The sequence below is a fragment of the Tautonia plasticadhaerens genome, from assembly GCF_007752535.1.
GTDB classification, from domain to species: domain Bacteria; phylum Planctomycetota; class Planctomycetia; order Isosphaerales; family Isosphaeraceae; genus Tautonia; species Tautonia plasticadhaerens.
Genome location: NZ_CP036426.1, coordinates 8,477,934 through 8,491,356 on the forward strand (window position 1 = coordinate 8,477,934; position 13,423 = coordinate 8,491,356).

11 protein-coding genes are annotated in these 13,423 nt (G+C 72.3%); 2 read left to right on the forward strand and 9 right to left on the reverse strand.

Features of this window, described 5'->3' with window-relative positions; all coding sequences use genetic code 11:
- Nucleotides 1-63: 63 nt before the first annotated feature.
- From gyrB to ElP_RS33700, 9 genes are all read right to left on the reverse strand, one after another.
- A complete protein-coding gene (gene gyrB, locus ElP_RS33660) occupies nt 64-2,673 on the reverse strand; it encodes a DNA topoisomerase (ATP-hydrolyzing) subunit B (RefSeq protein ID WP_145277816.1) in 2,610 nt (869 codons plus the stop codon).
- Nucleotides 2,674-2,756: 83 nt separating this feature from the next.
- Nucleotides 2,757-3,098, reverse strand: a complete 342-nt coding sequence (locus ElP_RS33665; protein ID WP_145277818.1) for a DUF721 domain-containing protein — start codon at nt 3,096-3,098, stop codon at nt 2,757-2,759.
- 170 nt (nt 3,099-3,268) lie between these two features.
- Nucleotides 3,269-4,390, reverse strand: a complete 1,122-nt coding sequence (dnaN, locus tag ElP_RS33670) for a DNA polymerase III subunit beta (protein WP_145277820.1) — start codon at nt 4,388-4,390, stop codon at nt 3,269-3,271.
- Nucleotides 4,391-4,629: 239 nt separating this feature from the next.
- Nucleotides 4,630-4,968 (reverse strand): type II toxin-antitoxin system PemK/MazF family toxin, encoded by a 339-nt coding sequence (locus tag ElP_RS33675; protein ID WP_145277822.1) that lies wholly within the window; start codon nt 4,966-4,968, stop codon nt 4,630-4,632.
- Nucleotides 4,949-5,134, reverse strand: coding sequence for a hypothetical protein (locus tag ElP_RS33680; protein WP_145277824.1), 186 nt, complete (start codon nt 5,132-5,134; stop codon nt 4,949-4,951). The genes ElP_RS33675 and ElP_RS33680 overlap by 20 nt, the downstream gene beginning before the upstream one ends.
- A 142-nt stretch (nt 5,135-5,276) precedes the next feature.
- Nucleotides 5,277-5,537: a hypothetical protein gene (locus ElP_RS33685; protein WP_197446577.1), complete on the reverse strand. Its 261-nt coding sequence runs from the start codon at nt 5,535-5,537 to the stop codon at nt 5,277-5,279.
- 175 nt (nt 5,538-5,712) lie between these two features.
- Nucleotides 5,713-7,518, reverse strand: a complete 1,806-nt coding sequence (locus tag ElP_RS33690) for a CRTAC1 family protein (protein WP_231749360.1) — start codon at nt 7,516-7,518, stop codon at nt 5,713-5,715.
- 64 nt (nt 7,519-7,582) lie between these two features.
- The gene (locus tag ElP_RS33695; protein WP_145277828.1) at nt 7,583-8,035 is read right to left on the reverse strand and encodes an Ig-like domain-containing protein; all 453 of its coding nucleotides are present in this window, start codon (nt 8,033-8,035) and stop codon (nt 7,583-7,585) included.
- 139 nt (nt 8,036-8,174) lie between these two features.
- Entirely contained in the window at nt 8,175-9,164 is a 990-nt protein-coding gene (locus ElP_RS33700) for a DUF1559 domain-containing protein (RefSeq protein WP_145277830.1), read from the reverse strand.
- A gap of 339 nt (nt 9,165-9,503) precedes the next feature.
- Between ElP_RS33700 and ElP_RS33705 the strand changes: the two genes are divergently transcribed.
- Complete coding sequence (locus ElP_RS33705; RefSeq protein ID WP_145277832.1) at nt 9,504-12,440, forward strand: FG-GAP-like repeat-containing protein; 2,937 nt, start codon at nt 9,504-9,506, stop codon at nt 12,438-12,440.
- 63 nt (nt 12,441-12,503) lie between these two features.
- Nucleotides 12,504-13,376, forward strand: a complete 873-nt coding sequence (locus ElP_RS33710; RefSeq protein ID WP_145277834.1) for a YkgJ family cysteine cluster protein — start codon at nt 12,504-12,506, stop codon at nt 13,374-13,376.
- The last annotated feature ends 47 nt before the right edge of the window (nt 13,377-13,423 follow it).

Genomic DNA, 13,423 nt, shown 5'->3' on the forward strand with positions numbered 1-13,423 from the left:
GGGCGGTGGGCCGAGCGGGGCGAGCCAACCTTACGAAACCGCCGTCGCCCCGGGCAATGCGGCTCAGACGTCGAGGTTCTTGACCTCCAGCGCGTGCTTCTCGATGAACTCGCGGCGGGGCTCGACGTCGTCCCCCATCAGGGTGGTGAACAGGTCGTTGGCGGCGGCGGCGTCGTCCAGGCGGACCTGGAGCAGGGTCCGCCGGTAGGGGTCCATGGTGGTCTCCCAGAGCTGCTCGGCGTCCATCTCGCCGAGGCCCTTGAACCGGGTGATCTTCAGGCCGCGTTCTCCCAGGCGCCGGACGGTGGGGACCAGCTCCCGGAGGTCGAGCAGCGGGTGCTCGTCGCCGTCCCGGTCGAGGACGAACTTCGGCGGGGGCTCGTCCCCGGTGACCTCGACGGGCAGCAGGACGTCGGCCCCGAGGCCGAAGTCGCCCCGGAGCCGGGCGAGCCACTTGTTCAGGGTCCGGACCTCGCTCAGCTCGGTGATCCGGAAGGCCAGGGCCTCGGGGGCGGAGGGCTCGGCGTCGGCGGCCGGGACGGCCTGGCCGTCGGCGTCGGGCACGTCGGCGTCGTCCACGGGGGCGGCGTCGAGCGACTCGGGGGCGTGCTCCCTGGTGAACCGCTCCAGCTCCTCGGCCGAGTAGAGGTAGACGTCGTCCGCCTCGACCTGGCGGACGAGGAACAGCGGCATGAGGCCGGTCTCGGGGTGGGCCCGCTTGAGGAACTCGCCGACCGGCAGGTTGCGGCGGCCGAAGGCGCGGAGGGCGTTGTCCAGCCCGGCGGCGATCTCGACCAGGGACCGGAGCTTCTCGCCGTCGACGGCCATCGGCTCGCCGTCGGCGTCGGCGGCGGTGGCGTCAGCCCCGGCGCGGCGGAGGGTCGCCTCCTTCAGGCCGTTGCCCATGAGGATGGCGTGCATCTCGGCCTCGGTCTGCACGTATCGGCGGTCGTTGCGGTGGGAGATCAGGTACAGGGGAGGCTGGGCGACGTAGAGGTGGCCTTCGGCCACCAGGCGGGGCATCTGGCGGTAGAAGAAGGTCATCAGGAGGGTGCGGATGTGGGAGCCGTCGACGTCGGCGTCGCTCATCATGACGATCTTGCCGTAGCGTCGCTTGTCGGTGGCCTCCTCCTCGCCGATGCCGCCGCCGACGGCGGTGATGATGTTGCGGACCTCCTCGTTGCCGAGCACCTTGTCCAGCCGGGCGCGCTCGACGTTGAGGATCTTGCCGCGCAGGGGGAGGATGGCCTGGAACTGGCGGTCGCGCCCGCCCTCGGCGGTGCCGCCGGCGGAGTCGCCCTCGACGAGGAACAGCTCGGAGTTCTCCCGGTCGTGGCTGGAGCAGTCCATCAGCTTGCCGGGCAGGCCGCCCCCGGTGAGGACGCCCTTGCGGTTGCGGACGAGTTCCCGGGCCTTGCGGGTGGCCTCCCGGGCCTCGGCGGCGAGGACGGCCTTGGCCACCAGCTTCTTGGCGGCGCCCGGGGTCTGTTCGAGGAAGGCGGCGAGGGTGTCGTTGACGACCTTGGCGACGATCCCCTCGACCTCGCCGTTGCCGAGCTTGGTCTTGGTCTGGCCCTCGAACTGGGGGTCGGGCACCCGGACGCTGACGACGGCGGTGAGCCCCTCCCGGAAGTCGTCCCCGGAGATGGTCAGGTCCTTGCGGTTCTTCTGGCTGGCCGGGGCGTTGGCCTTGACGTAGGCGTTCATCGTCCGGGTCAGGGCCGACCGGAAGCCGGTCAGGTGGGTGCCGCCCTCGATGGTGTGGATGTTGTTGCAGTAGGTGACGACGGCCTCGGAGAAGCTGTCGTTGTACTGCAAGGCGACCTCGACCTCGACGTTCCGCTCGTCGTCCCGCCCCTTGAGCAGCGCCGGCTCGTGCAGGGGGTTCTGGGCCCGGTTGAGGTGGGCGACGAACTCGGCGAGGCCCCCTTCGCTGAAGAATTCGTCCTGCTTGGGCTCGTCGCCGCGCTCGTCCCGCAGTCGGATCCGGACGCCAGGGTTGAGGAAGGAGAGCTCCCGGAAGCGCTTCTCCAGGGTGCCGTAGTCGAAGGCGATGTCGGGGAAGATGTCGTTGTCGGGCAGGAACTGGATGTGGGTGCCGGTGCGCTTGGTGGACCCGGTGGGACGGATCGGCCCCTCGGGCTCCCCCCGGGAGTATTCCTGTCGCCAGACCTTGCCGTCGCGGTGGACCTCGGCCTCCAGGCGCTCGCTCAGGGCGTTGACCACGGTGACGCCGACGCCGTGCAACCCGCCGGAGACCTTGTAGGTCTGGTGGTCGAACTTGCCGCCGGCGTGGGGCTTGGTCAGGACGATCTGCAGGGTGCCGACGCCGGGGAAGCTGGGGTGCTCCTTCACCGGGATGCCCCGGCCGTCGTCGGCGATGGCGACCGAGCCGTCGGCGAGGATCGTCACGTCAATCAGCTGGCAGTAGCCGGCCATCGCCTCGTCGATCGAGTTGTCGACGACCTCGTAGATCAGGTGGTGCAGGCCCCTGCTGGTGGTGTCGCCGATGTACATGCCGGGGCGCTTGCGGATGGCCTCGATGCCCTCCAGCACCCGGATGTTGCTCTCGGTGTAGTCGAGGGCCGAGGCGCCGTCGCCGTTGCCGGCCGGGGTCGGGGCCTCGGTCGTCTCGGTGTCGGTGTCGGTCGAACCGTCGGGGTGCAGGGCCATCGCCAATCCTCGGGAAAGCGGGATGCAAAGGCGGAGGCGGGGGTCCGCCCCGGCCCGACCGGGGGCCGGGGCGGGGAGGGTCGTCACGCCTCGATCGGTCCGACCCGGAATCGCAGGTCATGCACGGGGGTGCCGGGGGCGTCCTTGCGGAGGGCGGCCAGGATCGCCGGCTTCCGGAAGGCGGCCAGCTCCTCCAGGAGCGTCGGGTGCGCCACGGTCACGCTCAAGACCCCGTGCCTCACGGTGCCCAGCCTCGTCCGCCCGGCCAGCTCCGGGCCGACGGCCGACTCCCAGGCCGCTTCCAGCTCGCCGAGGGCCCGGGTCCGGGCGTACCCCCGGCTCGCGAACAGGGAGCCGAGCGCCTCGGACAGGGGAGTCGTCCCGCCCCGGCCATCGGGCCCGCCTCGATGTGAACGCTTCTTCATTATAAGGACTCAACCCCTCATTTGGCAAGCGGATCGGTCGCGATCCGGGGGCACGGGACCGTCGTCATGGTTTGCCCGATCGCCCGGCCCGGGGCCACCTCGGCCGCCCCGCCCATCGACCCCGCCCCGGGCGCGGCCCCTCGGCCTCCGAGGGCCTCCGGGGGGACGCCCTAGCGGTCCCGGTTCAGGGGCATGACGACGTAGGTGTACTGGTCCTCGGTCTTGAACACGGCGGCGCTCTTGTGGTCGATCAGCTCGGCGGCGATCGGCTGCGAGGGGTCCAGCGCCTTGAGGGCTTCGAGCAGGTAGGAGGCGTCGAAGGTGATCGCCACGTCCTTGCCGTCGTAGTTGATCGGCAGTTCGATGTGCGACTCCCCCACGTCGGCCGTCTGGCTGGCCAGCCTCAGCAGCCCGTCGCCGAACTGGAAGTCGACCCCCCGGCTCTCCTTGCTGGTGACGATCGCCGCCTGCTCGACCGCCTGCAACAGCGGCTCGACCTCCGCGAACGGGATCCGGCTCTCGAAGCTGCCGGGCATCACCGCCTTGTAGTTGGGGAACCGGCCCTCGACGAGCCGGCTGTAGACGACCGCCCGGCCGGTCTTCACCAGCACCGCGGCGCCGTCCTGCACGGCGATCCGGCTCGGCTCCTCGTCGTCCAGGTTCCGCTCGATGAGCCTCAGCGCCTTGACCGGCACCACCGGGGGCTGCCCCGGCGGCTCGACGGCCCCCTCGGCCTCGCAGGCGATGATCTGCCGGGCCATCCGGCGGCCGTCGGTGCCGACCATGGTGATCGACTCCGGCCCCGGCTCCATCAGCACGCCGGCCAGGGCGTACCGGGTGCTGTCCGGGTCGGTGGCGAAGCTGGTGCGCTTGATGGCCCTCCGGAGTTCCTCGGCGTCGACCCGGTAGCCGGCCTCGGCGTTGAAGTCGGGCGGGTCGGGGAAGAGTTCGGGGTCCTCGGCCGGGAGCTTGAACTCGGAGCGGTGCCCGCGGACGACGAGCGAGTCGCCGTCGACCTCCAGGGCGAGCTCGTCGTCCCCGGTGCTGGTGCGGAGGATCTGGCCCATCCGCTGCAGGGGGAGGATGACCGAGCCGGGTTGGTCGACCTTCACGCCGAGCACCTTGTAGCGGATGCCGACCTCCAGGTCGGTCGCCATCAGGGTCGAGCCCTGCCCCGGCGCCGCCACCAGCTTCAGGTTCTGGAGGATCGGCTTGGGGCTCCTGGCCGGCACGACCCCGCCGACGGCCCCGAACGCGGCGAGCAGCTGCTCGCGGTCGCACAGCAATTTCATGAGTCGCCCCGCCTTGGACCTCGATCTCCCCGGGCCGCCTCCGCGCGGCCCTTCGACTCCGACGCCGCCGCGGCCCGAGGGCCGGGGACCGTCCGGCTCGACTCCGCGACGGAGCGTCCGCCCCCCGGCGCGATGATCCGGAACAAGGCGAAGATACCAAACAACTTAACCGGCCTCAAGGCCGCCCGGCGGGCTCGAAGGGCGTACCCGGACCGGGGCCGACTCCCAGGGCATCGACCCTACGGCGTCGATGCCGGGGGATCCAGCTCCAGCGCCCAGAGGATGGCCCTCCTGATCTCGGCCATCGTTTCCCCCCGCAGGACGCCGATCCTCCGGTCGAGTCGGGCGGTCGGCAACGACCCGAGGCCCTGGACGTTGGCCACCGATCCGGCCTGGAGGAACCGGGACTTCGGGAGCCTCACCTCATAGGCACTCCCTCGGTCCTGGCTCGTGATCGGGACGTAGATCGCCAGGGCCCGGGGAGGGTCCGGGTCGTGTCGGGAGACGATCACCACCGGCCGATACTTGGCGGCGAGGCCGAGGTCGGCCAGCCAGACCTCACCGGGGCGAAGGTTCATCGAGCAGATCCAGCACGTCCTGCTCCAGGGATCGGGAGCGGGCGATGTCGAGCAGGCCGCGATCGGCCAGCTCGATCAGTTCGTCCACCTGGCGGCGGACCTCTTCGGCGACCTCGGGGCTCCACTCTCGGAGCTTCTTGTCGAGCCGTTCGGCGCTGGTGTCCATGAGTATGGTCGGGGTCGTGAGGAAATCGGATTCATCGGGGCCCCGACGCATTGGGCATGGTCGGGGCCCCGCGAATCTTCGAAGAATCCCGTCAGGAACTTCGGCGGCGGCGACGGCCCAGGGCCGTCAGGAAGTCGCCCAATTACTCGACGGATCGATCGTCGCAATCAGCCTCGGTCGCGTTGATCGCGGCCAGGCCGAGCTGCTGGATGGTGGCGATCGTCGCCGGCCCGTTCAGCGGCAACATGGCCTCGGCGGGGTTATCGGGGTCGCCTCGGTGGGCTGAGAAAATGATCCAGGGTAGGTCATTCTCGTTGAGATCAACGCTGCCCTCAAAGTTGAGGGCACTGATCTTCATGTGGGTCAAGTTGTGAGAAAGCACATTAATGTGCTTAGTAATCATGAGTCGCCCCGCCTTGGACCTCGATCTCCCCGGGCCGCCTCCATGAGGCCCTTCGACTCCGACGCCGCCGCGGCCCGAGGGCCGGGGACCGTCCGGCTCGACTCCGCGACGGAGTGTCCGCCCCCCGGCGCGATGATCCGGAACAAGGCGAAGATACCAAACAACTTAACCGGCCTCAAGGCCGCCCGGCGGGCTCGAAGGGGGTCGAGACGACGCGAGGGTCCCCCTGGCGGATCGTGATCCGGGAGTCGACCGGGAGGTCCTCCCCGGGGTAGTCCGAGGTGGTGCCGTCGGGCCATCGGACGCGGAGGGAGGTGAGGGAATCGGCGTCGCCGAGGCCGAAGTGGAGGGCCGAGTCCGAGGCCGCCATGAAGCTCCCCCCCCGCCTGACGGTGGCGACGTGGGTCGTGCCGCCGGCCCTCAGCTCGGCGATCGCCCCGAGGGCCTCGAGGTTCGGCGGGGCGCCCACGAGCCGGAGGATGAGGGACCGGCCCGACCGCTCTCCCTCGTTGACCAGGACGCGGAGCGGCCCGTCCATCGTGGTCATGACCAGGTCGAGGTCGCCGTCGCCGTCGAGGTCGCCGACGGCGACGCTCCGGCCCGAGCTGAGGCCGCCCGGATCCGAGATCCAGGAGGCCGTCGCGTCCTCGAACCGCCGGCCCCCGGCGTTCCTCAGCAGCACGGGGGGCTGGTCGTAGGGCTCCGACCGCAGGCCCGGGTAGACGTGGCCGTTGGCCTGGAAGAGGTCGGCGAGGCCGTCGTGGTCGAAGTCGGCGAGGACAATCCCCCAGCCGACCCGGAGGATGGTGGCGACCGTGACGGTCGAGGGGTGCGAGACGTCGGAGAAGGTCCGGCCCCCGTGGCTGATGAAGACCCGGCTCCCTTCCCCGTAGAAGTTGCTGTAGGCCAGGTCGAGCCAGCCGTCGAGGTCGAGGTCGGCGAGGTCGATCCCCATGCTCCCCTCGGCCCGGCCCAGGTCCCCGAGCGCGACCCCGGCGAGCCGGCCCTCCTCCTCGAAGGTGCCGTCCCCCCGGTTGCGGAAGAATTCGTTGGCCTGCGTGTCGTTGGTCACGAAGAGGTCCTGGTCCCCGTCGGCGTCGAGGTCGGCGAACAGGGCCCCCATCCCCTTGCGGTCGGCCTTCAGCAGCCCGGCGGACTCGGTCGCGTCCTCGAAGGTGCCGTCCCCCCGGTTCCGCCAGAGGACGTCCGGCTCCCCCGGGTAGGACTCCGGCCCGGCGAAGACCGGCACCGGGCCCCCCCGGTGGCCCACCGGGGGGTGGGGGGAGGCGGGGTCGACGGCCACGTAGTTGGTGACGTAGAGGTCCGGCCAGCCGTCGCCGTCGGCGTCCCCCCAGGTGGCCGCGACCCCCCAGTACGGCTCGTCGCCGAGGCCCGAGGGCCCCGTCACGTCCCGGAAGGTGCCGTCCCCGAGGTTCTCCCAGAGGAGGTCGGGGCCGTGCTGGGCGACGAAGAGGTCGGGGTCGCCGTCCGCGTCGTAGTCCGAGACCGCCACCCCCTGGGCCCAGCCCCGATGGGCCAGCCCCGAGGGCGCCGACACGTCGACCCAGCGCCCCGGGCCGTCGTTGCGGAAGAGCCAGGGCCCGCCGGAGGGCTCGACCCGGCCGCCGTCGACCCGGCTGCCGGGCGCCACGAAGAGATCCGGGTCGTCGTCCCCGTCGAAGTCGAGCAGCGCCACGCCCACCCCGAGCGATTCGAGGATCGACCCCTTCTCGGGGGATCCGCTCGTCGTCGTCACGTCGAGCCCGAACTCCGGCGCCCGGTCGACGAACCGGGGCCCGGGCGAGGGCCGGGCCGTCGGCCCGGGGCGGGGGCCCGCCGGGGGTCCGCCGTCGCCCGACGCCCGATCCCGGCAGCCCGCCCCGATCGTCGCGAGCAGCAGCAGGCCCGCCGCCAGGCCGGGGGAGGGCGCGATCCGGCCCCCGGCCGCTCGGGTCGGGCGGCGTCGGGCTCCAGGTCGCATCGGGCGGGTCCTCCGAGGGGGGGCCGGCGGCCGGCCGGCCCGGGCGTTCGTTCGATCGCCGGGGTCAGTCGAGCTTCAGGTCGATCACCTGGGGGTCCTCGGTCACGTCGACCTCGAGCTGGGTGGTGTCCATGTTGCCGTACTTCTGCATGATCTGCTGCCGGTCCTCGGCGCTGATCCCCTGCCCGTCGGCCTGCCCGGAGATGGCCCCCTCGATGCTGCCTGCGTTGAAGATGACATAGACCATGTGGTGATCGACCTTCGCCCCCTTGTAGTCCTCGTTGTACTCCAGCTCGTACTTCCCCTGGTCGTCGGTGATCCCCCAGCTCGCCCGCCCCTCGTCGGGGACGAAGTTCACCGTGAGGTTGGGGATGGGCTTCCCCCCCCGGGTCACGGTGCCCGTCACCCGGGCGATCTCGGGGGCGTCGGGGTCGCCGCAACCCGAGACCGCGATCGGGGCGATCAGGGCGGCACTCCAGGCGAGGAAACGGACGAATCTGCGATGACTCTGACTCATGGTGCCGACCAGTCCATAATGGGGGGGAAGAAGATGGCCCGGGGCCGATTCGGGGGGCCGCCGGGCCGGGACCGAGGGCGGATCCCCCGGGCCGGCCGAGGGGCGGCCGGCCCGGGGGTCGGGCCGAGGGGCCCGCGCGTCAATACTGGTCGGCCGAGACCACCTCGCCCCCCTTACGGGTGAACAGGGCGCGATAGGTCCGGAAGTCGATGTGTTCCTTCAGGAAGGCCACGTGGCCGTCGACGAACGCGACCATGACGCCGCCCGGGTGCCGGCCGAAGGCCCCCCGGGAGTTCGGGTAGGTCGAGTTGGGCGGGAAGATGGCACCGTTGTGCTCGGCGGGGGTGACGTAGCCCTGCGAGACGTGGTGGACCCAGAGGAACTGGTTGGAGCCCTTCTGGATGGGGACCCAGCTGTGGTTGGCGTTGTGGGCCTGCTCCGTGAAGTAGATCGTGTTGCTCGTGCCGTCACGCACCTCGGACATCTTCACGTACATGTTCAACGCACCCATGCCGTCGCCGACCGCCCGGCGCTGGGCCTCGGTGAGGGTCCGCTCCGGGCAGCACGCGCCGGTCCCGCCGTTGATGGCGTAGTCCTTGAACTGGCTCTCGGGCTGGACCCGGTCGACCGACGGGCAGAGGAAGGAGTTGGGCATCGCCCTCGCGGCGGTCGAGTTGGCGGGGTCCCCCGACGGCCCGCGTTCGCCCGTGGGGCCCGCCCAGTCGGACTCCTCCGGGATGGAGAACGCATAGGCGGGAAGGCCGATGTTGATCGCATTGTAGACGTTGTTCCCCTCGATGAAGGGGAGCAGCGCGGCGGCCCAGCTGTAGCTGCCCCAGGGGCAGCAGGTGCTGTTCGGGTCGTGCCACACGTTCGGAGTAGGGAACGTGTTCGGGTTGTTCCAGTCCGGGGCGTAGTTGCCGGCCGGGAAGGCCCCGTTGACGTCGTGGTAGTTGTGCGACGCCAGGGCGATCTGCTTGAGGTTGTTGGTGCACTGGGCCCGGCGGGCGGCCTCCCGCGCCGCCTGCACGGCGGGCAGCAGCAGGGCGATCAGCACGCCGATGATGGCGATCACCACCAGCAGCTCGATCAGCGTGAAGCCATCCTTGCGCGTCTGGGAGCGACTCATGGCGTTGTCCTCCTCGAATGGGAAGCTCAACCGGCTCGGCCGCGACGGGAAGGCGGGACGCGACGGGGTCATCGAGCGCGTCCGGCCCCGATATTGAGGACGAGGTCAGGGTGTCGGGCCTCCGACGGCGGCGCACGATCCGCCCCGGTGCCGCTCGCCTGGGCATTGGCGTGGGCACGGCCCGCTGCTCGATCGCCGAGCCGGTTTTTTTCGGATGAGTTGATGGGAAGTTCGACCCGACCCCAATTAAGATACCTGGTAGTGTCTGTGTCAAGTTATTCGTCCTGGATTTGCACTCTTGCCAAACTTGGATGAACGCATCAACGATGGGGAGGACGGATGAGGCCCGTCGGCAAGGGTTTCCCCCTGAGGGTCGCCGTCGTCGCGGTCGCCCTCTGCGCCCCGGTGGCGCTGTGCCTGCTCTGGGCGGCCCGCCAGGAATCGGCCCGCCGGCAGCTCGACGAGGCGAGGAGCGCCCTGGGCCGGGGGGACCTCGCCCGGGCCCACGCCCTGCTCGGGCCCCTCGCGTCCCGGGGGGTGGGCCGGGGGGAGGCGAGCTACCTGCTCGGGGTCTGCGAGATGCAGCGGGGGGATCTCGACGCCGCCCTGGAGGCCCTGCGGCGCGTCCCGGAGGATTCCCCGTCCTCCGGCGACGCCGCCACCCGGGGCGGGGCCGTCGCGTTGGAGCGGGGCGCCTTCGAGCTGGGGGAGCGGATGCTCCGGGATGCCCTAGGCCGACCCGGGGACCACGAGGCCGAGGCCCTGGAGCTGCTCGGCCGGATCCTGCGGTTCCAGGACCGCCGGGGGGAGGCCCGGGCGCTGCTCCGCCGGCAGCTCGGCCGGTCGGACGACCCCATCCGGGTGGTCCGGGACCTCTGGCTGCTCGACGCCGAGGCCGTCCCCGTCGATCGGACCCGGACGATGTTCGAGGAGGCCGCCCGTTCCCACCCGGGGGACCCTCGGGTCCAGCTCGGCCTGGCCAACCTCGCCCTGCGGTCCGGTCGCCTCGACGAGGCGGGCCGTCGGCTCGACGCCTGCCTCCGGGCCCTCCCCGACGACCCCCCGACCTGGAGGGCCCGGCTCGACTGGGCGATCGCGAGCGGCGACCCCGAGGAGGCCCGATGCGCGCTGGCGCATTTGCCGCCGGATCGGCTCGAGCCCGCCGAGCTGCTCGAGATCGAGGCCTGGCTGGCCGCCCGGGCCGACGACCGGGGTCGCGAGCGACTGGCCCTGGAGCGGCTGCTCGAATGGAGGCCCGCCCACCCCTCGGCGCTCGATCGGCTCGCCGAGCTCGCCGTCGAGGCCGGCGACGACGAACGCTCGGCCGAGTACCGCCGGGAGAAGGCCGAGCTCGACCGGGACCGGGACCGCTACGACAGGCTCCTCCGCCTCGAGGCCCCGGAGCTGGCCCCCCGGGCCCGGGAGCTGGCCCGGCTGGCCGGGCGCCTCGGCCGACGGGACGAGGCCCGAGGATCCTGGATCGCGGTCGCCCGGCAGGAGCCCGGCGACCCCGAGGCGATCGACGCCCTGGCGCGGCTGGACGAGGAGCAACGCCGGAGGACCGCCGAGCTGGCCCCGCTCGCCTCCCGGTTGGCCTCGGGGGACCCGGTCGAGGGGGCACCCCCGGCCTCCTCCCCGGGGCCGGGGCCGGGCCCCTCCCCCGGCCGGGGGGCGGCCCCGAGCTTCGAGGACCGGGCCGAGGCCGACGGGCTCCGCTTCCGGTTCGAGGCGGGGCACTCCCCCGACCGCCACCTCCCCGAGACGATGTCGGGGGGCGTCGGCCTGCTCGACGTCGACGGCGACGGCTGGCTCGACGTCTACCTGCCCCAGGGCGGGGAGTTCCCCCCCGGCCGGACCCCCGACGGCCCGGGAGACCGCCTCTTCCGGAACCTCGGCGGCGGCACCTTCGAGGACGCGACCGATCGGGCGGGGTTCCCCCGATCGGGCCGGGGATACGGCCTCGGGGTCGCCGCGGGGGACTACGATAACGACGGGGATCCCGACCTCTTCGTCACCCGATTCGACTCCTACGAACTCTGGAGGAATCGGGGGGACGGCACCTTCGAGGACGTGACCGGGCCGTCGGGGCTCGGGGTCGAGGCCGAGTGGCCGACCTCGGCCGCCTGGGCCGACCTGGACGACGACGGCGACCTGGATCTGTACGTGTGCCACTACCTGGCCTGGGACGAGCACGACCCCCGGACCTGCCTGGACCCGGAGACCGGCCGGCCGATCTACTGCGAGCCCCTGCTGTTCGAGGCCGTCCCCGACCGCCTCTTCCGAAACGACGAGGGCCGGTTCGTCGACGTGGCCGAGCAGGCGGGCATTGTCGACCGCGACGGCCGGGGGCTCGGCGTGGTCGCGGCCGACCTGGACGGCGACCGCCTCGTCGACCTCTACGTCGCTAACGACCTGTCGGCCAACTTCCTCTTCCGGAACCTCGGCGGGATGCGGTTCGAGGAGGTCGGGGAGCGGGCCGGGGTCGCCTCCAACGCCGACGGCGGCTACCAGGCGGGGATGGGGATCGCCTGCGGCGACCTCGACGGCGACGGCCTGCCCGAGCTGGCCGTGACTAACTTCTACGCCGAGGGGACCACCCTCTACCGCAACCTCGGCGGCGGCCAGTTCGTCGACGCCTCGGCCGCCTTCGGGATGGCCCCGAGCCGCTACCTGCTGGGGTTCGGGGTCGCCTTCCTGGACGCCAACAACGACGGGTTCCTCGACCTGGCCTCCGCCAACGGGATGGTCAACGACTCCCGGCCCCTGTTCCCCTACGCCATGCCCGCCCAGCTCCTGGTCGGCGGGCCCGGCGGCCTCCTGGCCGACCTCACCGACCGGGCCGGCCCCGACTGGCAGGCCCCCCGGGTCGGCCGGGGGCTGGCCGCCGGCGACCTGGACAACGACGGCCTCCCCGACGTGGTCCTCGTCCCCCAGGACGGCCCCCTGGCCCTGCTCCGCAACCGGACCCCCGGCGGCCATTTCGTCACCGTCCGGCTGGAGGGGACCGACTCGGCCCGGGACGCCGTCGGCGCCCGGGTGGTCGTCGACGACGGCGACCGACGCCGGGTCGGCTGGCGGGTCGGCGGCGGGAGCTATCAATCGTCGCCCGACCCCCGGCTCCACTTCGGCCTCGGGGAGGCGGGCGGCCCCGTCTCGATCGAGGTCGCCTGGCCCTCGGGCCGGGTCGATCGCCACGACGGCCTGGCCGTCGATTCCGGCTACCTGATCCGGGAGGGGGACTCACGGCCGGGATCGCTGCCCGGCTTCGGCCGATGACGACCGAGGGCCCTCGCCTTCCCGGATCCGGGGGCTCGCGTCCGCATCCCGAGGAGCCTCGCCATGAGCCGTCGAACGCCCTCGAACCGATTCGGAGGCCGGCCTCGTCGGGCCCGAGGGCCGGCCGTCCCGGGGCCGACGCCGAACACGCGAAGGCCCCCGGAGTCGGTGTCGGCCCGGGTGGAGCTGGAGGTGGGGGGGACGCCGATCGGGGTCGAGTTCGAGGTGCCGACCGGCCCGGTGCCGCCGGAGGGGGTGCTCCCGGTCTTCCGGGCGCTGACCGACGCCATCGTGGCCGAATCCGAGCGGGAGGTCGAGGCGCAGGGGCGGGCGATCTCCTGCCGGAAGGGGTGCGGCGCCTGCTGCCGGCAACTCGTCCCGGTCGCCGAGGCGGAGGCCCGGGCGCTCCGGGATCTGATCGGCCGGATGCCCGAGCCGAGGAGATCGGAGGTGCTCCGGAGGTTCGCCGAGGCCCGTCGTCGGCTGGACGAGGCCGGCCTCCTCGAACTGCTGCTGCACCCCGAGCGGACCACCGTCGAGCAGCGTCGGGCATTGGGGCCGGACTACTTCCGCCTGGGGATCCCCTGCCCGTTCCTGGAGGAGGAATCCTGCTCGATCCACCCGGAACGCCCGCTGGCCTGCCGGGAGTACCTCGTCACCTCGCCGGCCGAGGACTGCGCCGACCCGACCCCGGAGCGGATCCGGCGGGTCGAGCTGCCGATCGTGCTCTCCGGGCTCCTCTCCCGGTTTGGCAGCGGGCCCGGGGGGCCGGGGACGACGTGGGTCGCCCTGGTGGTCGCCCCGGGATGGGCGGAGGAGCAGGCCGAAGGAGGCTCGGTCCCCCTGCGACCCGGCCCGGACCGGGTCCGGGAGCTGTTCCGCCTCCTGGCCGGCGAGGATCCCCAGGGCCCCCCGCCGGGGCTCGGGGAGTGCTGACGCCCCCGTCGGATCGGAGGGGCGAGGCGAGGCGTTGTTTCTGGTGG